The sequence below is a fragment of the Vibrio sp. Hal054 genome, assembly GCF_037162405.1.
Taxonomy (GTDB): domain Bacteria; phylum Pseudomonadota; class Gammaproteobacteria; order Enterobacterales; family Vibrionaceae; genus Vibrio; species Vibrio diazotrophicus.
In genome coordinates this window covers 1,157,393-1,178,933 of record NZ_JARLUT010000001.1, presented here as the reverse complement: position 1 = coordinate 1,178,933, position 21,541 = coordinate 1,157,393, and the positions used below count along the sequence as shown (strand labels likewise).

Below are 21,541 nucleotides of genomic sequence, written 5' to 3'. Positions count from 1 at the left end.
TTTGGCACTCAAAAGGCCAAATCGATTAATGATGAAAAGGAGTCTCACATGACGCAGCACCAAAACCAAGGTTCACGTCTTGATACTAGCCGCACTATTCGTGCACCACACGGAACAACACTTCGTGCAAAATCTTGGTTAACTGAAGCGCCGCTTCGTATGTTGATGAACAACTTAGACCCAGATGTAGCCGAACACCCACATGCACTTGTGGTTTATGGTGGTATCGGCCGCGCTGCGCGTAACTGGGAATGTTACGACAAAATCGTTGAAGTTCTAGAGCGCCTAGAAGAAGACCAAACTCTGGTTGTTCAGTCTGGTAAACCTGTGGGTGTGTTCCCTACACACAAAAATGCCCCACGCGTACTGATTGCAAACTCAAACCTTGTTCCTCACTGGGCAAACTGGGAGCACTTCAACAAGCTGGATAAAGAAGGCTTGATGATGTACGGACAAATGACCGCAGGTTCTTGGATCTACATCGGTTCACAAGGCATCGTCCAAGGTACTTACGAGACTTTCGTTGCGGTTGCTAAGAAGCACTTCAACGGCGAAGCAAAAGGTCGTTGGGTTCTGACTGGCGGTCTTGGCGGTATGGGTGGCGCTCAGCCTCTAGCGGCGACCATGGCGGGTTTCTCTATGATCGCTGTTGAATGTGATGAATCACGTATCGATTACCGACTACGTACACGTTACGTTGATAAGAAAGCAACAAGCCTAGATGAAGCATTAGCGATCATCAACGAATCTGATGAGCCAGTATCTGTCGGTCTACTAGGTAACGCTGCGGATATTTTCCAAGAGTTGGTTGATCGCAACATCACGCCAGACGTAGTAACAGACCAAACGTCTGCACACGACCCGCTAAATGGCTACCTACCACAAGGTTGGAGCATGGAATACGCTGCTGAAATGCGTAACAGCGACGAAGCAAAAGTAGTGAAAGCAGCAAAAGCATCAATGGCGGTACAAGTACGTGCAATGCTTGAGCTACAAGCTCGCGGCGCTGCGACTCTGGACTACGGCAACAACATCCGTCAAATGGCATTAGAAGAAGGCGTAGAAAACGCATTCGACTTCCCAGGTTTTGTACCAGCTTATATCCGCCCACTATTCTGTGAAGGTATTGGTCCATTCCGTTGGGCGGCACTATCTGGTGACCCAGAAGATATCTACAAAACAGACCAAAAAGTAAAAGAGTTGATCCCAGATAACCCTCATCTACACAACTGGCTGGATATGGCTCGTGAGCGCATCAGCTTCCAAGGTCTACCAGCACGTATCTGTTGGGTTGGTCTGAAAGATCGTGAGCGTCTAGGTCAGGCATTTAACGAAATGGTTAAGAATGGCGAACTTAAAGCCCCTATCGTCATTGGTCGTGACCATCTAGACTCAGGTTCAGTAGCAAGTCCAAACCGTGAAACCGAAGGTATGATGGATGGTTCAGATGCTGTTTCTGACTGGCCACTACTGAACGCACTGCTTAACACGGCAGGCGGCGCAACTTGGGTTTCTCTGCACCACGGTGGTGGCGTAGGCATGGGTTTCTCTCAACATTCTGGTATGGTGATTTGTTGTGACGGTACTCAAGACGCTTCTGAGCGTATCGCTCGCGTTCTTCACAACGACCCAGCAACGGGTGTTATGCGTCACGCAGATGCCGGTTACGATATCGCAAAACGCTGTGCAAAAGAGCAAAAACTTGACCTACCAATGCTCAATGAAGAGCTGGCTAAACTGAAGTAAGGACATCATAAATGTTAAATTTAGTCATTAAACCGGGCACTCTAACGCTAAACCAACTGCGTAACGTTAGCCGTTCTCCTGTGATTCTTTCTCTTGATCCAGAAGCAATTCCAGCTATCGAGCGCAGCACTAAAGTGGTTGAACAAGTGATTGCTGAAGGTCGCACTGTTTACGGCATCAACACAGGTTTTGGTTTGCTAGCAAACACCAAAATTGCCCCTGAAGATTTAGAAACACTACAAAGAAGTATTGTTCTGTCTCACGCAGCAGGTATTGGGAAATTCATGTCAGACGAAACCGTTCGCCTGATGATGGTTCTGAAAATCAACAGCTTAGCGCGTGGTTTTTCTGGTATTCGTTTAGAAGTTCTAGAAGCACTGATGACGCTGGTTAACCACCAAGTTTACCCATGTGTTCCTAAAAAAGGTTCTGTCGGTGCATCCGGTGACCTAGCACCTCTGGCTCATATGAGCACAGTTCTTCTTGGCGAAGGTCAAGCGCGTCATAATGGTGAAATTATCTCGGGCTTAGAAGCACTGAAGCTTGCTGGTTTGTCTCCAATCACTCTTGCTCCAAAAGAAGGTCTTGCTCTGCTCAATGGTACTCAAGCATCAACAGCGTTTGCGCTTGAAGGCCTATTTATGGCAGAAGACTTGTTTGCCTCCGCAACCGTATGTGGTGCGATGTCAGTTGAAGCCGCACTCGGCAGCCGTCGTCCTTTTGATCACCGTATCCACGAAGTACGCGGTCACCAAGGTCAAATTGACGCAGCAGCGGCATACCGTCACTTGCTGGATGAAACCAGTGAAATTGGTCAGTCACATACTTCATGTGAAAAGGTTCAGGACCCATATTCACTGCGTTGCCAGCCTCAGGTGATGGGTGCATGCTTAACTCAAATCCGTAACGCGGCAGATATTCTGCAAACGGAAGCAAACTCTGTTTCAGACAACCCATTGGTATTTGCAGAAGATGGCGACATCATCTCTGGTGGTAACTTCCACGCTGAGCCTGTGGCAATGGCAGCAGATAACTTAGCGCTTGCTATCGCTGAAATTGGTAGCTTGTCAGAACGTCGTATGGCTCTGCTTATCGACAGCGCACTGAGCAAACTGCCTCCGTTCCTAGTCGATAACGGCGGTGTAAACTCCGGCTTTATGATTGCGCAGGTTACTGCAGCAGCACTAGCTAGTGAGAACAAAACACTGGCTCACCCAGCATCTGTAGACAGTTTGCCAACCTCAGCAAACCAAGAAGACCACGTCTCTATGGCTACCTTTGCTGGTCGCCGCCTACGCGATATGAGTGAAAACACTCGCGGTATCTTGGCGGTTGAATACTTATCGTCGGCTCAAGGTTTGGATTTCCGCGCACCGAATAAATCTTCAGCTCGCGTTGAAGAAGCGAAGCAAATCCTGCGTGATAAAGTACCGTTCTACGATAAAGACCGTTACTTCTCACCAGATATTGAACAAGCGAATACGTTGCTTGAACTGGCGGTTCACAACCACCTGATGCCAGCAAATATTTTGCCAAGTCTTCAATAATCTAAACTGGTAACTAGAGCCCTTCGGGGCTCTTTTTTTAACTGATCTGCACCTAATTTGACTGATTGGACCATTAAAAAAACTTTAGCAGTTATAATCCACGCAGTTTTTGTGAAATAGCGTAAATTATGTTTCTAACACCATACTTCTCAAGCCAAGATAAACAATTCCAATTCACTCGCGAACAAGCTAGCCATTTCGCGAAAAAAGTGGCGGGTGACTACAACCCTATTCACGATGAAGACAGCAAACGCTTCTGTGTACCGGGTGATCTCCTATTCGCAGTGTTGCTACAAAAAGAAGGCATCAGCAAAAAGATGCGCTTTAAGTTTTCTGGCATGGTGAACGACGGTATTGCTCTGCACATTGAAAACAAGTGCGAAAAAGAGAGCGCCGTGGTTGATGAAGCAGGTAAAGAATATCTGCACATGAGCCGAGAAGGTGAAGTTAGCCACAATCCAGCATTCATTGAACACGTTGTTACTAATTACGTTCAGTTCTCTGGTATGAACTTCCCTCATATCATGGTGCCTTTGATGGAAGAACAACAGATGATGATTAACCCTCAGCGTCCCTTGGTTATCTATGAAAGCATGGAAGTAGAATTTGATCGTCTAGACCTGACACACCCAGAAGTAGAATACACTGGCGCAACTTTCGATGTGGATGGTAAGCGCGGCGTAGTGACAATGACTTTCGCATTTAAAGAAGAAGGTGTGGTTGTCGGTCACGGCGTGAAACGCATGGTTGCAAGTGGCCTGAAACCTTACGAACAAAGTGAAATTGACGATCTAGTGAATCGCTTTAACGAACGCAAAGAGACCTTTTTAGCTCAGCTTGCAGCTTAAATCGTCCTAAAGAATAACTGAGCCCTACTCCATTGAGTGGGGCTTTTTATTTATCTCACAAGCAGATTGGCTTTATATCCAGCGACGGACACGGGTTTTATAGTCAACATAAGGCTGACCAAAAATCTGCGTCAAGGTGCGCTCCTCAGGCTCTATCTGAAAGCGATTCATATACCAAACGAACCCAACACAGGTAAGCAAACTCAAACCATTCTGTTGCCAGTAAGCAAAACCAATCAACAGCAGCAACAACCCTAAATACATAGGATTGCGTGAATAGTGAAAGATACCGCTTTCTACTATGCTCGTGGCTTGATGGGGTTTTGTCGGGTTTACCGTTGTTTTCGCTTTACGAAACTCATAGATACCAGCAATACCAATAAAACCCGAAAGCACAAAACAGATACTCCAGACTACGCCGACATAGGGCAATGGAATATGAGCAAATGTGAAGATATGGGCAAAGCGATTAATCAGTACCATAGCAATCAAAAACACGGCTACTGGCGGAATTTTGAGTTCCAGTCGATGCATTGGTTTTCTCCATTAGCACATATTCAATTGATAAACTTAGTCGTCTAATAATGATAGATAAAGTTAAGCCCGACAATGTCGGGCTTAACTATTCATATTCAGAACTAGATTAACTCTAATAACGCCTGTAACGGATGTTTAGGCTTAATGTGCTCAAAACGCTTTACCTGACTGCGGCAAGAGTAGCCCGTGATCAAGCAGCGTTCTTTTGGCAGTTTTTCTAAACTTGGTTTCCAGCTTAGCCCGTAAATATCTTTCGACATTTGCAGCTTATCAAGCTCATGACCAAACGTACCCGCCATACCACAACAACCAACAGGTACTGTTTTTAACAGTCCGCCAAAGTGAGCAAAAATTTCGCCCCACTCTTTTTCAGCGTTCGGTAACTTGGTTTTTTCGGTACAGTGCGCGAGTAAATACCAAGCTTCGCCGTTGGTGCTGTCTGTAGTAGCAAACTCAGACAGACGCGGTTTCATCCACTCATGAACCGTTAACACAGAGAAATCGCCACGCTTGTCGCCAAGCACTTCTGCGTATTCATCGCGATAGCAAAGTACCAAAGCCGGATCAACGCCAACCATCGGAATTTCAAGATCCGCCACCTTCTCTAGGAAAGCCGCTGTACTTTCTGCCGTTGCTTTAAACTGCTTCAAGAAGCCCTTGATATGTTGCGCTTTGCCGTTTGGCTTGAACGGTAACAACACCGGCTTCTTACCCAGTTTAATGGCTAATGCGATGAAGTCTTCTACCACTTCAGCATCGTAATAACTGGTGAATGGGTCTTGAACGATGATGACATGTTGCTCACGCTCATCTTTAGAGATACCAGCCAAATACTGCATATCAAAAGTAGCAACTGGGTGACGACGTGTACGCTGTGCAAGCGTAGGAACAGTCAGTAATGGCGCATCCACATAGCCAACCGTTTTTGCGGTTAGGCTTTGAACCCATTTTTGTTCCAAAACACCATTAACCAGCTTTGGTGCTTTGCCCATCAGCGGTAACATGGTTTCGATATTTGCCACCAAATAATCTTTCACCGGACGCTGATAGCGTGAGTGATAGATATTTAAGAAACGTGAACGGAAACTAGGAACATCAACTTTGATTGGACACTGGCTTGCACACGCTTTACACGCCAAACAGCCATTCATCGCTTCATAGACTTCGTGCGAGAAGTCATATTCGTGACGTTGGTTGATGCGATTGCGAATTCGGTCAATCATGGTTTTGATGCTGGCCGTCTTGGACAGTGTTTGATTTTCCAGATCCAGAATATCAATACCCTGCTCTGTAAGCTGACGCAGCCATTCACGCACCAGACCCGCACGACCTTTCGGCGAGTGACGACGATCCGCCGTGACTTTCATTGACGGACACATAGGTGAGCTGGTTTCGTAGTTGAAACACAAGCCGTTGCCATTACATTCCATCGCTTGTTTAAAGCTGTCACGCACTTGAACATCAATTTGACGATCGTAATAACCACGTTTTCTGTCTGACACTTTGACCAATTCAAAATTGGTGTTGAGCGGCGTACAGATTTTGCCCGGATTCATCTTATTGTGCGGGTCGAAGGCTTCTTTCACGCGGCGCAGTTCGGTAAACAGTTCTTCACCAAAGAATGCCGGACCGTACTCAGAACGGAAGCCTTTTCCGTGTTCGCCCCACATCAAACCGCCATATTTCGCCACCAGCTTGACCACTTCATCAGAGATTTCGTGCATCATCAGCTCTTGCTTCGGATCGCAAAGATCCAATGCAGGACGAACGTGTAATACACCCGCATCGACGTGACCAAACATGCCGTAAGCAAGTTGCTTCGAATCCAATAGTTCTCTGAATTCAGCAATGAAGTCCGCTAAGTTTTCAGGCGGAACACAGGTATCTTCGGTAAACGGTACTGGTTTAGCTCGCCCTTTCGCTGCACCCAACAGACCTACCGCTTTCTTGCGCATGTTATAGATACGGTTGATGCTGGCTAAATCCGTGCACACTTGGTAGCCGATAATGCCGCCTTGCTGATTAGCCAAAGCTTCATCAAGACTTGCTGTAAGCTTTGCCACTAAAGAATCTACCGTTGCTTCGTCCTGATCTGCGAATTCAACGATATTGATGCCTTGCATCTCTTTACCCGGAACGTCCGTGATAAGGTCACTGACGCTGTGCCAAACGATATCTTCTTTGGCAAGGTTAAGAACCTTAGAATCGACCGTTTCAACAGATAACGCATCCGCTTCGACCATAAGAGGCGCATTACGTAAGGCAGAATCAAAGCTGTCGTATTTCACGTTCACTAAGGTACGTGCTTTAGGAATACGAGTCAGATTAAGTTTGGCTTCAGTGATGAACGCCAAAGAACCTTCCGCACCACAAAGAACGCGAGTGATATTGAACTCTCCCGATTCTTCATCGATGGCATTTTTCAGGTCATAACCAGTGAGAAAACGGTTAAGAGGAGGAAACTTGTCAACAATCTGCTGGCGCTTATTACGACATACCGCTTCCGTCACCTGCATCGCTTGATAAGCATAGTTACCTTCATCTGGCGTGCCATGTGACATGTCAGTTTCAAGAATCGAACCATCAGCGAAAACCGCTTGCAGAGACAAAACGTGATCAGAGGTTTTACCGTATTTCAATGAACCCTGACCAGAAGCGTCAGTGTTGACCATACCGCCTATCGTTGCGCGGTTACTGGTGGAAAGATCGGGTGAGAAGAAAAAGCCGTATGGACGAACAGCATCATTGAGCTGGTCTTTAATCACACCGCTTTGAACACGAACCCAGCCTTCTTCAGCATTGATTTCAAGAATCTGATTCATGTAACGAGAAAGATCGACCACGATACCTTTAGTCAGAGCCTGACCGTTAGTACCCGTGCCACCACCACGTGGCGAAAAAGTCACTCTTTCAAATTCAGGTTTAGCACTCATCTTACCGATTAGGGCCACATCTTCCGTAGATTTAGGCAAAATCACAGCTTGGGGAAGTTGTTGGTATACACTGTTATCAGTGGCTACTGCCAAACGGCTAGAATATTGAGTTTCGATATCGCCGGTAAAACCAGCAGCTTCTAGTTCATGTAAAAACGTTAATACAACCGGATCGACATCAGATTGAAAGTGAAGTCTTGGTAACATTTGCTTCCTGCCCGTAAGTCGCTGATCCAATCAGCTATGGGTTTATAGGTTAATTATATGAATTCGGTCACTTTACAACATTTGAAAAGGTGATCAAATCAGAATCTCGTTGACAGAGCGAATCAAATACATTTTTCTAACTGTTCAAATTCGATTCGCTTGAAAACATAAAGTTACAGCTGTGCAAACGTTTGCCAAAAAGCTGGGCTAAAAAGTTGTTATGCATTACCAAGGCCGATTGGCCTTTACGGATACACCATGAGAAAAAACAAAATCGTAACCACGGAAGATATCTTGCTAAAGCTGTGTCAATCCGTCTCTTCAGTTCTTACTTCCGCAACCGACTCCAACATCAACTATTCGGCGATGGTGCAGAAAATCAACAAAACCTCTCTTAAACCAGATTTTGGTTGTTTTGTGCTATTTGATGGTGGCTTTTCGGGACTAGTCGTTATCAACTTTACCGCAAAAGCTGCCCTTGAGGTTTACACAAACTACATGCGTAGCATGGGTATGCCTGAAGAAGAACTGGCTATTCTGCACACTTCTGACGAAGTGGGTGACGTTCTGGGCGAACTGATGAACCAGTTGGTTGGTGACTTCACCAACAAGATCCGCAAAGAGCTACAAACCAACATCACCCAGAACCAACCAAAAATGTTGTCTTTGAATAAGCAGGTTATTCTATCTGTCGATACCAACCTCGACAGACCTCAAGTGAGACGAGTGACTTTCTCTACTGAGAAAAACAACATTTTCTACTTAGAACTCGCCATGGATAAAACAGAGTTTATCCAACTTGAAGACTTCGAAATGGCCGAAGACGAAAGTCCAGATTCTATTCTTGAAAGTACTCAGAAAGGTTTAACGGCAAAGAAAGAAGATAAGCAAGAGGATGACATTGCATCAGACCTGTTGGACGAACTAGGCTTATAGTATTAGTTGCCACCCACAAAGGTGGCTTCTTCCCTTCCCCTAATGCTGCAAAAACGTTAAAATATCGGACTTTTCTAATCTCGGTAATAGGTCAACAGACCCTAAAGTTTTTGAATGTCGATTGATAAAAAGAAAGCCCTGAAAAAAATTGCCAAGTGTTTAGAGCTTGGAAACTCAGCAAACGTAAACGAAGCCGCCAATGCGATAAAAATGGCGCACCGTTTAATGCTGAAATATGGTCTTGATAAAGATGATATTGAATTCATTAAACTGGGTAAAACACAGTCTAGCCACTTACTGCCCGCCTCTATCAGCTCAGGTATATTACGCATCATTCGTGGTATCAATACTAAGTTTGGTGTAGAAGCTGTGCTTATCAATCACAAAGGTTTAAAACGCGTAGAGTTCATTGGTGAAGCCGATAGAGCCATCTTCGCCGCATTTGCTTTTGATATTGTTTACAGAGAAATGAACGAACATACAGGACAATTCCGCAACAGCTTTGCCGGCAGCGGGACATCGACACTTGAAGTAAATAGACGTGTCAGTTCTTTTGTTTCTGGATGGATTGAAGGTGCGCTGGAAAAACTTCCTGTCATATCGCCGGATGAAGACTCTGCAAACAAAATCAACGACTACATTGATAAGGAATTTAAGAACGTTGACCGCGAAACGTTCAAGCAACAGCTGCGTGAGGCAATGAAAAACCTGACTGCGGATTATGAAGTAGGTTTAAAAAAAGGTCGCAGAGTTTCTGTCAATCGCCCGATAAATGGTGCACAAGCACCTAAACTATTGAAGTAGACCTTTCGTTGAAAGTTTTTCGTCAGTCCTACGTCAAATCAGACTTTTCCTAGTTGATCTTCTCCTTCGAATTTCGTCTGATGCATGCGGCAAAAAAAACAAGACATGGAGTAGATACCTTGAAAAAAATTACATTGGCCCTAGCAGTGGCAATTGCATTATCTGGCTGTCAGGCAACTCAACGCCAAAACGCGACAACCGGTGAAACAGAAACGAACTCTGCGACCAAAGGTGCTTTACTCGGTGCTCTAGCTGGAGCAGCTGCAGGTTTAGCGACCGGCGATGACGCAAAAGAGCGTCGCAAATACGCACTTATTGGTGCTGCAGGCGGTGCAGCTGTTGGTGGTGGTGTTGGTTACTACTTTGATCAGCAGGAAGCGGCGCTTCGTCAAGAACTTTTAAATTCAGGCGTACAAGTAGAACGTGTGGGCGAAAACCAACTGCTTCTTCGTCTGGAAAACGGTATCGGTTTCTCTACCAACTCCTACCAACTTGATTCAAGTATCCACAACACACTTCGTGGTGTTGCTCGTATCCTTGTTGAATACCCTGATACAAGCCTTGTTATTGATGGTCACACAGATAGCACTGGCGGTGATAATACCAACCAAATTCTATCTGAACGCCGTGCTGAATCTGTTCGTTCATTCCTAGTTTCACAAGGTGTTGCTACTGGTCGAGCTATTGCTCGTGGAAACGGTGAGCGTTACCCGCTTTGCTCAAATAGCACTGTGCAAGGTCGTTCATGTAACCGCCGCGTAGAGATCCAGATTCTACCGTTGAAATAAACCGTCGTTTGAAGAGCCCATACAACAGAAAACGGAGTTTGATTTGCTTTAAAAGATAACTCCGTTTAACTCGTCAACGACTAGCGTTAAGATAGACTTAGTTTAAATCCCAGCTTTAAGGCTGGGATTTTACTCAAACTACTTGGAGTTGCAGGTAGGCGACAAGTGAGTGAATCCCCATGAGCATAGATAAATTATGTGATTGGGGTGAACGAACGTAGGCAACACAGCTGCAGCTTCAAGTAGGAAGAGTATATTCTCTGAAGTAGAACACGGAAGGTCATCTTGAATCGATTGCTAATAGGGCTTGTTTCTCTCTGCTGGGCTTTCTCCTCGTATGCAGATACATCATCGGATCCTCAAATAGCTGAGTTATTGAGTAAAGCCAGCAATAACGATGCGGTGGCACAATATCAGTTAGCCCTTCGCTACCAATCTGGTGAAGGGATTCCTCAAAATCTAAGCGAAGCCTTTTACTGGTTTCAACAATCCTCTGAAAGAAATCAGCCTCAAGCAATGCATCAACTGGCTAAGATGTATTTACGAGGGCAAGGCACTGAAACCAATACTGCTGAAGGCATCTACTGGCTAACCAAACTGGCTACGCAAGGGAACGCTAAGGCGCAATTTGAGTTAGGCAAGCAGTATCAGTATCAGTATCAGTATCAGGCTATAAAAAACTCCCCGACGTCACAACAGATGGCAGAGATTTGGTTTCGTACAGCCGCCGAATCACTTCCTGAAGCCGAGCTAGCATACAGTCAAATATTGGAAGATAAGTTCAACCAGCAAAGAGCAAAACAGGTATCTGCGATTGATCAGCTCGACAACGAAGCAAATTCTCAGCAAGAAACACTTCCTACGCCTTCCCGTTTAGACTTAGATAAACTGAATTGGGTTTATGTCGTGATACTGGCGTCGATTGCTCTACTAATGCTTGTTACCTCACTCTATCAGCGCCAAAAAAGACAAAAGCATGAGGCAGATGCGTCAGACCAGTTAACAGAGCAACAACAGCTAGAGCAAAAGCTAGCCGACAATATCGCCGTGATTAAGAAGCAAAAAAGGCAACTTGAAGTTCTTTATCAGGAATTAAAGCGGTCACAAAAAAACCAAGCGAACTCAAATCAAGATCAGAAGTTTCAACTTGCCTGCGCTGTGTTTGGCTATCATCCGAGTCAAGTACCTGATGAGAAAGCCATTAAGGTTCGCTATAAGCAGTTATCCAAGATCTACCATCCAGATATGAAAGGTAGCGACGAAGAGATGAAGCGCTTAAATGGCGCTCTCAAAACCATCCTAAATAAAGTTAACAATTAGTTACAACTAGAATCGAGAAATATCTCCAGCCCTTTTAAATACTTAGATTTTGCAATCGATAACACTCTCAATATGACAACATTTCATTAACCTTATTCAATTAACTGTGGCATAATCCGCGCGAAATTAGCGCCTAACAGCTAAGAGCCTTGTCCTCTCTCTCTCATACTTAATGAGAAGTTGAGTGACGAGTCTTTTAATTACCAGTAAGGAGAAGAAATGTTTACTATTGAAGGCGTGTGTGACTGGTGCAAAAGACCAAGTTTACTACTGACAAAACACGAATATGTAGATGGCAAAGCCCATCATTCATGTGAGCGTTGCAATGACTTTGCACGTATGGATGTAAGACAATTCAACATCGCAGAACAAGCAATGAGGGAGCGACAACAGCCCCACTCCCTGTGAGTTTATAAATGATTAACTTCTATTGGCATGACGAAATTTGTGCTTAGAATGATACATAGACTGGTCTGCAATATTTAACACATCATCGAGGGGAAGGTTTTTCTCAAATTCAAAAGCCATCCCCGTTGAAACACTCACTAATAACTCAACACCAGTACCGCTGTTAGAAAATGTAAACTGCTTAATGTTCTCGAGCATTTGTTCGGCCTGTTGCACATCAACGCGGGTGATCAACACAAACTCATCCCCACCGATTCGGTATGCATCCCCTTTCCATAAGCGTTTAATGTTGCTACCAAGCTGCTTAAGTACCTTATCGCCAACACTATGACCATAAGTGTCGTTAATGAGTTTAAACTTGTTGATGTCCAAGTAGACAAGAACTTTATTCTTAGGAAACACGTTGCCATATTTCTTGTAGAGAGCCAGTCTGTTCCTCAATCGTGTTAATTCATCAGTAATCGAACGTCGATGAAAAATAAAAACCACACTGATTAAAACAGAAATAATAAAAATAAACCGAACAACACTATTTCTTCTTATTTTCTTTTGTGTTTGTATCGTTGTATACCAATCTGGCGGATAATCATATTTTTCAATCGTACCTTTAACATCGATCAAATTTATTGCTTTGGAAAACAGCTCGGCTAACTTTTTACCTTTCTCATTTTTCTGGAACCCAAAACCCAAGTTGTAGGAATAGAAAACACCCACATCTTTATCTTCGATAATAGAAAGAACATTTTTCGAACGACGCAACTTATCATTAAGTGTTGCTCTAATTATTGCAATATAGTCTACTTCATTTTTCAGTAAACCGTTTAATAAGTCATCTTGAGTCTTATAGTATATAAACTTTTTCTCCGGCAACATTTGATTAAGAGTTGAAGCCAGAAAGTTGCCTTCTACCACACCGATTCTTTCAATGAACATTTCGGAAATAGAACGATACACTCCGTCATTATAATGTTTACGTTTAACTAGAATCGCTTCTGGACTGTAATACCCTTCGCTGAAATAGAACAGTTCCTTACGTTTATCTGTAATTGCAAGCGGTGACAAAACATCAATAGTCTGATCTTTTAAACTGCCGTACATACTTGCCCAAGATTCATCAGCCTGACTGACAAGCTGACAGTCAATCTGTAGTACATCACAGGCTTCGAACAATATGTCAGCAGCAATACCATCAACGTTGCCGTCAGTATGATAGTTAGCAAATAATGGCATGTTTTCTAGCTTTATTTTAAGCGGCTCTAATACATTGACACCACTTTGGATTACTTGCTTACGCAGAGCTTGCTTGCGTACAGACAATTGATAGTTGTCAATCGACTCTCGCAACAGTTTTTGAAAATCTGTAGTGTGCGCATGAGCTTCAATAAGGCGCAGCAATTGCTGATGTTTTCCTTTTGGGGTAACAACTGATACTGGATGTAGAGAGAGATGATCATTGAATAATCGTTCATCCACACCAGACAACATCATCTTTTCTAACTGGTTTATCGCATCAACGACCCCATCAACCTGTCGGGACTGCAACATAGCAATTGCTTCGTCAATGCTATGAAATTCAACAAATTTTAAATTGGGAAAATCTTCCGCAATGGTGTTCCTAATTGTGGTACCTTCAGGTACAGCCAGTATGGAAATTTTATCAAGTTCAACGCTACCTAAAGTAAAGAGATAAATATATTCAATACCGATCGGCAGAGAAAAATCTAAAGCTCTAGCTCTTTCTGGTATATAAGTAACATTCGAAAGAAAATCGACATAACCTAGCTCAACAGCTTCTAATGCATCAGAGAAATTTTCAAATTCTATATATTCAAAATGTATATTATTTTTCTTAGATACCGAATCAAACAATATCTTTGTCATAACATCATCGGTTTCCGTTGCTACTAAATAGCTGCTTTCATTATTTGCTAACGCTCCTAATGAACACAAGAAAATAACAAGCGATAAAATATATTGAAACTTAAACATCGACTGCCTTATTTTTATAGATTCAAGCCATCTTGGCTTTATACATTTGGATGTCAGCGATATGAATACAGTCATCAAGTAATAAACCATCATTGCTAGACAAATAATAACCGTAAGAGATTGTCACATTAAATTTTCGGCAACTATGGTCAGTAAACTCAAAGCAACCAATATTTGACAACATTCGTTCAATATCTTGTTCGCGAATTCTGCCGATTAAAATAAATTCATCACCACCGATACGATAGCTGTCACAGTTCCAATAATGACGTATATTTTCAGAGATTTTCTTGAGCACCTCGTCTCCTACGGTATGACCGTAGGTATCATTTACCGTTTTAAATTTGTTTACATCGAAATAAACCAAAATCTGACCAGGGTACAAACCATGTTTGTATTTTTTATATAAAGCCAAACGATTCTTCAGCTTGGTTAAACTGTCTGTGATCGACTGTTTATGCCATATGTACGAAAGGACAACTAATGTCAGCGTTATTACTAGAAAGAGTTGCTGACTCTGCTTAGTGAACTTTTTTTGACTGAACAGAGTCTGTTGCCAATCTGGTTGGTAATCGTATTTTTTTATGACGTTATTCATATCAATGAGTCGAATAGCTTCATTGAATAGTTCAGAAAGTTTTTCACCTTCATCATTCTTTCTGAAAGCAATGCCAATTCCATAACTGAAGACAGTGCCTATCGTATGATCTTCTACAATAGGGAGAATTGTTCGAGTGTCGCGAACCAATTCGTTGTAAGTCAAACGAGGCATGGCAATATAATCCACTTCATTGGCCAACAGCGCTTTCAGTTGCTCCTTCGCGGTTGTATAAGTGCGGAATGACTTGTGTGGAAGCCTTCGGTGAAGAACCTTTGCCGTCATTCCGCCTTTAATCACCCCTATTCTTTCAGAGATGAGTTCAGAAACGGTACGATAGACACCGTCTTTATAGCCATTACGCTTAACAACAATGCTTTCTGTTTTATAAAAACGGTCACTGATATGAACCAGTTCTTCCCGTCCCGGAACTATTGCTATCGGCGATAGAATATCTATCTCTCCACTTCGCAAGCTTTCATACATGGATTGCCAATCGCCTTCTGTAGCGGTTTGAACATCACACTCAAGACGCATAAGCTGACATGCTTCAAAGATTACATCAGCGGCAATCCCAATGACCTTTCCGTTGTCATTTTGTACGCCATAACGGCGGTAATCCTCGACAATAACTTTAAATGGGCGGCTTAAATCAACACCACTAAATAGCACTCGTTTCCGTAACGCTTGGCGTTGAACCTCAAACTGATAGTTCTCAGCAGTAGTCCTGATTAGGCGTTGCCGTTCTGGCTGGTGTAAATACTGCTCCATTTTTTTTAGCAGTTCGATGTTCTCAGGTTTCGCTGTCACTAGAGAAACTGGCTTTAACGGAAATTGATAGTTGAGCAGTTGGGCATTCATACCCGCTAATGCCATAAATCTCAATTGAGCCGCTGAATCGACAACACCTTCCACCTTACCACTGAAGAGTAAATCTTTGGCTTCAGCGATCGTGTTGAACTCAACAACCTGAAGATTTGGGTTTTGCGTTCGCATTAACTCGGCAAACACTGTTCCACTGGGAACAGCGAGCGTTGAAATATCCTTAATATTGGTTTTTGTTGAACTAAAAAGATAAGTGTATTCGAGGTTGGTTGGTGCTGAAAATATCAGGTTCTTTGCTCGCTCATCGGTATAGGTAACGCTGGAAGCAAAATCAACCTCACCAGAAATAACGGCATCTAATCTTGGTGCATATTCAGCAAAACGGACCAGCTCGAAATTTACAGACAGTTCCTGAGCAACTCTTTCTAAAAGAGTTTCAGCAATAATATCTTCAGTACTGATAGCGATACTATAAGTAGATTTGTCAGCCGCAACAGCATTGCCTGTTAGCTTGGCCAACAAACATAAAAATAAGATGAGATGATAAAAACGCTGGACAACTTTCATTCGCTGCTTCGACTCAATGATTACAACAGCAAGTTTAATGAAACAAGGCAGGCCAGCCTATAGAGGCTCTCGTAGGAAAATTCTTTAAATCTTGATGACTCAGGGAAATATGACTGTACAGCATATAAAACCGCTGAATAGTCGCGACTCCAACTTCTTGATAAAAATAGCGATCCAGCGATTAATCCTGTACAGAATTCGTAAGACTAACAGCTGTCACTAACTTCCGCAGAATTTGAATGTACGATTGACCAGTCGCCAAACTCTACTCACTTAAACCACATTTACTTATCAATAAGTTACAAAATCAATCATAACTTTTTGCTCAAATTTCCCACAAAAACACAAATTTCTTCTTGATCAGTATTTGGTTTAATACTACTGTATACACGTACAGCATGTATAAAAGGACAGTGTTATGCTAAATAGTGAATTGCTAGTTAACAAATCATTCGGTGTTGAATCAAACGTAACTCGCTTTGGAAATCCAACGAGTAAACATCATTCATTTTCAGCTACGCAAGCTGCAGATATGTTTGTTCGCCTTTCAAGTCTATCCGAGCACAAACAATGGATCCTGTTTACGGGTGAGTGCCCACGTCCTCAGTATCACGAGCTAGCAGCTCACCAAATACATTGCAGTAGAATTATTCATATGAAGCCATCGCAATCGCAATCAGAAATCACCATTGTGATGAAGGCCATCCAATCGGGTAACGCGAGTGCCGTGGTTGCCTCTGGTAACATCGATATCGTTAGCCAGAAACTACTCAAACAAATAGCAACAGAATACCGTTGTGAAGTGTTTTTCCTAGAACCTGCAACACCACAATTTCACTAATCTCTATAACTGCCTTTTGCCCTCTCGATGAGAGGGCTTTTTCTGCTTTTTCACTGAATATTTTACATCCCCACTCTCTAGCATTTCATTTTGCGCATGTTTGTATGACTCTATTTTTACACCATATCTACGAACAAAAAGATATTTAAGCAAACGTTTGCTTTTTATATGGCGACATAAAATAGTTCTGGTATGATGCGCGCAGTAATTGATATCTCACCGTGCTTAGATATCTTCTTTCTATACCCGAATCTCTTAGCTCTGCCATTGCGCCAGTCTATAAGTAGGATGGGTATATGACGTTTGAAATAAGATAGGAATGTCTCCATGAGCCTTGCTGACCAAGTTCTTGCCGTCAATGACGATCTCCCAATTCGTACCCATCAGCCTGTTCATAGCGGTAAAGTTCGCTCTGTGTACTGGCTAACTGAAGAAGACAGCCGTCGCCTTATCAAAGAGAAAGGCTATGATGTCGCTGAAGATGCACCACTTGCCATCATGGTGATCAGCGACCGTATCTCGGCGTTCGATTGTATCTGGCATGCTGAAGGCGGTATTGCAGGCGTTCCGGGTAAAGGCGCGGCACTGAATGCGATCTCTAACCACTGGTTCAAACTTTTCAAAGACAACGGTCTAGCAGATAGCCATATTCTGGATATCCCACACCCATTTGTTTGGATTGTTCAAAAAGCTAAGCCAATTAAGATTGAAGCAATTTGTCGTCAATACATCACAGGTTCCATGTGGCGTGCGTACGCAAAAGGCGAACGCGAGTTCTGCGGTATTGAGCTTCCTGAAGGTTTAGAAAAAGACAAAGCACTTCCTGAACTGCTAATGACACCTTCAACCAAAGGCATCCTTAAAGGCATTCCGGGAGTTCCTGAAGCAGACGACGTGAACATCACTCGTAAAAATATCGAAGACAACTTCGCGGCGTTCAATTTCAGTAAAGCCGAAGACATTGCACTATACGAAAAACTTCTTAAAGAAGGCTTCGGTGTGATTAGTCAGGCACTAAAAGAAATCGGCCAGATTTTCGTTGATACCAAATTTGAATTTGGTTATGTCACCGATGCTAACGGCGCAGAAAAACTGATCTACATGGATGAAGTGGGTACGCCAGACTCATCACGCATCTGGGATGAAGCGCAGTACTTGCAAGGCAACATTGTTGAAAACTCGAAAGAAGGCTTCCGCCAGTTCCTGCTAAACTACTTCCCTGACCCAGATATCCTTCTCAACAAAGATCGTATGCCTGAGCGTGAAGCACTGGCACGTGACAATGCTTTACCACTAGAAGCGCTAATGGATATTTCACGCACTTACTTGGGTATAGCTGAGAAAGTTGTCGGCCACAAAATCGAGCTAAGTGACAATCCAAAGCAAGAGATCATCAAGATTCTTGACGAGCAATATGGTCTGATTGATTAGTCCTCTGATCAGCAAAAAGGGCGCTTAACTACCAGTTTCCAAAAGAAACTAATTAGTTAAGCGCCCTTTTTATTTCTGAATAATTTATCACAGAGTGATAATAAACTCGTCTTGCTTGCCCGCTTTAATATGAGCTTCACAGTGAGATTGGATAGACTCAATCTGTTGTTCATCTAATGCATATGGCATAACAAGTTTAATTTCTTCAATTCCTTCGCGTTTCGCTAGCTTCACCAGCTCAATGAGATTGGACTCATCGCTGTGGTTACTCGATAAGCGATTAAGAGCTATTTCCCAAAGCCTGTCTTCGGGGCTCATTCTTTCTTTTACAGATTCATTCCAGACCGTACCAAAAACCGGAGCAAACGATTTCAGCGCTTCAGAAAAGGCCCATTTCTTAGAACTTGAGGTTCCTAAAAAAGTGGTGTAATCAAACACTGCGCGAATTCGTTGTGATTTATCCATTCTGTTCCCCGACATGATTGGCAACACAGTGTTATCAATATTAGACATCCCTAACTTTATAGCAATACGATATAAAAAAACGTTCTTTTATGCCCATATTTTCAAGGCCGCTGATATATAAAAACCAAACTGGCAACAAAAAGTAGTTATAGCGTTCAACAACCTATGCCTTAATGATTAATATTTTAGGTTTGAAATATATTCAGCGGATATCTACGACTCTGCTGGCTTTGCGATATTGAACCCGATAACCGGACCAACGAGGTAACTCCCAGCGTTTTGGATCGCCTTTGCGTAAGCCACCTTGATAGATGACGCACACCAGTTTTCGTTGCACAAAATACTCAACCTTAAGTTGGATATCACTTAGGGTTATTTCGAGCGGATATAAATCGGCGAACTCTTCTTTTTCCCAATATGGTATACCTTCAAACAGGAAATCGTCGCCACTGAACATGACCAACTCTTCAAGTGAGCAAATACCTAAAGCCGTCAATTGCTGTTCAAACCATGTGGTAAAAGTCAGGTCATCATGGTTTTTCGTCTTTTCATCCAACCCCAGTTCAACATAGATTTTCCATAGTTCAATCTCGGCTGTACGCTGCTTCGCAAATCCAGCAAAACACTTTTCAGCTATAACGGCGTTTACGATCGATTGAATGGCAAACTCGCCACTGGCTTCTACGCTTTTAGACTTGATTACGCGACCAGCATAAATAAGCTGTTGCTCAGACATCAGCACACCATTATCAAGGCTAGCTTCCACCTGCGTCCAATGCCCAAGTTGCAGTTCTTCTATCAAATCAAAAGAAACAGGCATCATCACTGTAGCTAGTGTCAGGGTCTGCTTCACTCCCCGCCCGGGCAAACTGTGCTGGTCAAGCACCAATGCAGCTTCGGCTTTAAAGGAAAATCGACTATTTCGGCCGATCAGCACTTCCATTTGTCCATTAGCCAGTGCTTCTTTCCGTCGCTCTCTACGCACAAACACCAACTCAGGGTGAAGCGCTGCAATCGCTTGAGTCAACGCATGATGTTGATATCGAGAAGCCACTTCTAGTTGCGGTAGTCCGTAGATCTCTCTCATTTGCTCAGACAATCCTTGAGCCTCTTTTAATGCTTCAAGATCAAGGTTAACCGCCGAATACTCTTTTCCTCGAACCAGTTGAATCAACAATTGACCGTCACAGCATTGAGGTTCTTCTTGATTGAGCTTTTCTACAGCCTCTTCGTTCGAAGAGAGTTTATAAACCGAAGCCGGAACGGAAAGCGCGGCAGCGAGATCGATCATCGCCTCTTTTAAAGGCTTGGAATCTATACGCGCAACCAGATCGGCATAAAGGGCATCCACCGGAAGCGGCGCTATCTGAACACCATGCTCCGTAATGTTGCCATGCTCATCGATCGCTTTCATGCCTGTGAGAATATTCGTTGCTTGTACTCGCGTTTTTTCGGGTAACGGCTCTAGAAAATGTAAATCCGATAGACGATGACCACAGCTCGCTGCGGCCAGCATAGGTTCCACCAGCTCTTCTCGCTGCATAGAGGGAGGTGTTACTGCCTCCAGCGCCGCATGCTGCCCATAAAGACGAATAGAGATACCATTCATCACTCGTCCTGCACGACCGCTTCTCTGTTTGGCGCTTGCTTGTGAAATCTGTTTTAGGGTGAGTGTGGTTCGCCCGTTACGCTGCACATTTCTGCGTTCTAATCCGCTATCAATTACGGCTCCAATATTGGGGATAGTCAGTGAGGTTTCAGCAACGTTGGTCGCCAGCACCACTTTTTGCTGATTTTGCGGGGTGAGAGCGAGGTTGCGCTCTTTATCAGAAACAGAAGCATGCAGCGGAGCGACCAGAATATTTTCAATATTGCTGAGCATTTGCTGGCATTGCTGAATTTCTTTACGTCCGGGAAGAAAAACCAAAATATCTGCGCTGGTTCTTGTCAGTACCTCTGTCACTTCTTGCTTTACGCGATCAGCAAGGTAACGAGCGTCAGGTAACTGCCTTGAATCAGCGGCTCTGTACTCGACCGCAACATCATAAACTCGCCCTTCGGCTTTTAGCCTGACTGCACCTAAATAATCCGCTAAACGCTCCCCCTCTAGGGTTGCCGAGGTAACAATTAATCGGATTCTTTGTTGCTGTTTAAGTAAGGCTACAAGTAAATCTGTGTCCCAGCGTCTTTCATGAAATTCATCCACCATGACAATATCAAAGCTCGCCAGCTTGTCTTCAGCAAACCAACGTAATGCCACACCGGGGGTAACAAAAACCACCTGAGATTCTTCGCTACAGCGATTTTCCAGCTTTATGGAATAACCAATGCTTTCCCCGATTCGCTCTTGACGCTGTAACGCCAAATATTCCGCCAGAGAGGTACACGCAATTCTGCGTGGCTCGATAACGAGTACTCTGCCTTGTTCTGCAGCCCAAAGAGGCAAACACGTTGACTTGCCTGAACCCGTTTCTGCTTCAACAATGACAGGTGATTGGCTAAGCGTGGTTAAAAAGGCGGATTTTAAAGGCTGAATGGGAAGTAATGGCATAATAAATAACAAGAAAAAAGAAATAATGGATGAATGTATTTAGATGAATATAGATTCTAATCGCAGCTTAACATCGACGCACCAATAACGATTCGCGTCATCCCGTCCTCGAATAAAGCAGCATAATGTTCTGAAGTCTAGCGGTTGTCTATTTACAAGACAGTCACCAAGCCGTTATCATTTTTGTGTCAACCTTTTCA

General features: G+C 43.5%; 16 protein-coding genes. 10 read left to right on the top strand and 6 right to left on the bottom strand.

Annotated features, from left to right (window positions below):
* The first annotated feature begins 48 nt into the window (after positions 1-48).
* From hutU to P4S58_RS05430, 3 genes are all read left to right on the top strand, one after another.
* The gene (gene hutU / locus P4S58_RS05440; protein WP_337163095.1) at positions 49-1,746 is read left to right on the top strand and encodes a urocanate hydratase; all 1,698 of its coding nucleotides are present in this window, start codon (positions 49-51) and stop codon (positions 1,744-1,746) included.
* 11 nt (positions 1,747-1,757) lie between these two features.
* Positions 1,758-3,293 (top strand): histidine ammonia-lyase, encoded by a 1,536-nt coding sequence (gene hutH, locus P4S58_RS05435; RefSeq protein ID WP_102967139.1) that lies wholly within the window; start codon positions 1,758-1,760, stop codon positions 3,291-3,293.
* Between the two features lie 128 nt (positions 3,294-3,421).
* Positions 3,422-4,141 carry a DUF3581 domain-containing protein gene (locus tag P4S58_RS05430; protein ID WP_042488394.1) on the top strand — a complete coding sequence of 240 codons (720 nt, stop codon included), beginning with the start codon at positions 3,422-3,424 and terminating at the stop codon, positions 4,139-4,141.
* A 72-nt stretch (positions 4,142-4,213) separates the two neighbouring features.
* Here P4S58_RS05430 and P4S58_RS05425 read toward each other — a convergent pair whose 3' ends face one another.
* Together P4S58_RS05425 and ydiJ are read right to left on the bottom strand one after the other, a co-directional pair.
* Complete coding sequence (locus P4S58_RS05425; protein ID WP_269350960.1) at positions 4,214-4,675, bottom strand: methyltransferase family protein; 462 nt, start codon at positions 4,673-4,675, stop codon at positions 4,214-4,216.
* 104 nt (positions 4,676-4,779) lie between these two features.
* Positions 4,780-7,818: a D-2-hydroxyglutarate dehydrogenase YdiJ gene (gene ydiJ, locus P4S58_RS05420; protein WP_337163091.1), complete on the bottom strand. Its 3,039-nt coding sequence runs from the start codon at positions 7,816-7,818 to the stop codon at positions 4,780-4,782.
* A 258-nt stretch (positions 7,819-8,076) separates the two neighbouring features.
* Between ydiJ and P4S58_RS05415 the strand changes: the two genes are divergently transcribed.
* From P4S58_RS05415 to P4S58_RS05395, 5 genes are all read left to right on the top strand, one after another.
* Complete coding sequence (locus P4S58_RS05415) at positions 8,077-8,754, top strand: DUF3334 family protein (RefSeq protein ID WP_337163090.1); 678 nt, start codon at positions 8,077-8,079, stop codon at positions 8,752-8,754.
* 120 nt (positions 8,755-8,874) lie between these two features.
* On the top strand, positions 8,875-9,558 hold the full coding sequence (locus P4S58_RS05410; RefSeq protein ID WP_337164517.1) for a DUF2786 domain-containing protein: 684 nt from the start codon (positions 8,875-8,877) through the stop codon (positions 9,556-9,558).
* Between the two features lie 119 nt (positions 9,559-9,677).
* The gene (locus tag P4S58_RS05405) at positions 9,678-10,346 is read left to right on the top strand and encodes an OmpA family protein (protein WP_337163089.1); all 669 of its coding nucleotides are present in this window, start codon (positions 9,678-9,680) and stop codon (positions 10,344-10,346) included.
* Positions 10,347-10,631: 285 nt separating this feature from the next.
* Positions 10,632-11,666 (top strand): J domain-containing protein, encoded by a 1,035-nt coding sequence (locus P4S58_RS05400; RefSeq protein WP_337163088.1) that lies wholly within the window; start codon positions 10,632-10,634, stop codon positions 11,664-11,666.
* 219 nt (positions 11,667-11,885) lie between these two features.
* Positions 11,886-12,074 carry a hypothetical protein gene (locus P4S58_RS05395; RefSeq protein WP_042488375.1) on the top strand — a complete coding sequence of 63 codons (189 nt, stop codon included), beginning with the start codon at positions 11,886-11,888 and terminating at the stop codon, positions 12,072-12,074.
* A gap of 12 nt (positions 12,075-12,086) precedes the next feature.
* Here P4S58_RS05395 and P4S58_RS05390 read toward each other — a convergent pair whose 3' ends face one another.
* Both P4S58_RS05390 and P4S58_RS05385 read right to left on the bottom strand, forming a co-directional pair.
* The gene (locus tag P4S58_RS05390; RefSeq protein WP_180980438.1) at positions 12,087-14,063 is read right to left on the bottom strand and encodes a GGDEF domain-containing protein; all 1,977 of its coding nucleotides are present in this window, start codon (positions 14,061-14,063) and stop codon (positions 12,087-12,089) included.
* A gap of 22 nt (positions 14,064-14,085) precedes the next feature.
* On the bottom strand, positions 14,086-16,053 hold the full coding sequence (locus P4S58_RS05385) for a GGDEF domain-containing protein (protein ID WP_102968832.1): 1,968 nt from the start codon (positions 16,051-16,053) through the stop codon (positions 14,086-14,088).
* Between the two features lie 532 nt (positions 16,054-16,585).
* On the opposite strand from P4S58_RS05385, the gene P4S58_RS05380 reads away from it, so the two are divergent.
* Positions 16,586-16,894, top strand: coding sequence for a hypothetical protein (locus tag P4S58_RS05380; RefSeq protein WP_373279138.1), 309 nt, complete (start codon positions 16,586-16,588; stop codon positions 16,892-16,894).
* Positions 16,895-17,221: 327 nt separating this feature from the next.
* Positions 17,222-18,325, top strand: a complete 1,104-nt coding sequence (locus P4S58_RS05375) for a phosphoribosylaminoimidazolesuccinocarboxamide synthase (protein ID WP_042488367.1) — start codon at positions 17,222-17,224, stop codon at positions 18,323-18,325.
* A gap of 87 nt (positions 18,326-18,412) precedes the next feature.
* Here the strand turns inward: P4S58_RS05375 and P4S58_RS05370 are convergent, their stop codons facing one another.
* The gene (locus P4S58_RS05370; protein ID WP_337163084.1) at positions 18,413-18,790 is read right to left on the bottom strand and encodes a transporter; all 378 of its coding nucleotides are present in this window, start codon (positions 18,788-18,790) and stop codon (positions 18,413-18,415) included.
* 202 nt (positions 18,791-18,992) lie between these two features.
* On the bottom strand, positions 18,993-21,341 hold the full coding sequence (locus P4S58_RS05365; protein ID WP_102964376.1) for a helicase-related protein: 2,349 nt from the start codon (positions 21,339-21,341) through the stop codon (positions 18,993-18,995).
* Positions 21,342-21,541 lie beyond the last annotated feature (200 nt).

Coding starts and splice junctions, on each gene's coding strand:
- hutU (WP_337163095.1), top strand. CDS start 49: ATGACGCAGCACCAAAACCAAGGTTCACGTCTTGATACTAGCCGCACT.
- hutH (WP_102967139.1), top strand. CDS start 1,758: ATGTTAAATTTAGTCATTAAACCGGGCACTCTAACGCTAAACCAACTG.
- P4S58_RS05430 (WP_042488394.1), top strand. CDS start 3,422: ATGTTTCTAACACCATACTTCTCAAGCCAAGATAAACAATTCCAATTC.
- P4S58_RS05425 (WP_269350960.1), bottom strand. CDS start 4,675: ATGCATCGACTGGAACTCAAAATTCCGCCAGTAGCCGTGTTTTTGATT.
- ydiJ (WP_337163091.1), bottom strand. CDS start 7,818: ATGTTACCAAGACTTCACTTTCAATCTGATGTCGATCCGGTTGTATTA.
- P4S58_RS05415 (WP_337163090.1), top strand. CDS start 8,077: ATGAGAAAAAACAAAATCGTAACCACGGAAGATATCTTGCTAAAGCTG.
- P4S58_RS05395 (WP_042488375.1), top strand. CDS start 11,886: ATGTTTACTATTGAAGGCGTGTGTGACTGGTGCAAAAGACCAAGTTTA.
- P4S58_RS05390 (WP_180980438.1), bottom strand. CDS start 14,063: ATGTTTAAGTTTCAATATATTTTATCGCTTGTTATTTTCTTGTGTTCA.
- P4S58_RS05385 (WP_102968832.1), bottom strand. CDS start 16,053: ATGAAAGTTGTCCAGCGTTTTTATCATCTCATCTTATTTTTATGTTTG.
- P4S58_RS05380 (WP_373279138.1), top strand. CDS start 16,586: ATGTTTGTTCGCCTTTCAAGTCTATCCGAGCACAAACAATGGATCCTG.
- P4S58_RS05375 (WP_042488367.1), top strand. CDS start 17,222: ATGAGCCTTGCTGACCAAGTTCTTGCCGTCAATGACGATCTCCCAATT.
- P4S58_RS05370 (WP_337163084.1), bottom strand. CDS start 18,790: ATGGATAAATCACAACGAATTCGCGCAGTGTTTGATTACACCACTTTT.
- P4S58_RS05365 (WP_102964376.1), bottom strand. CDS start 21,341: ATGCCATTACTTCCCATTCAGCCTTTAAAATCCGCCTTTTTAACCACG.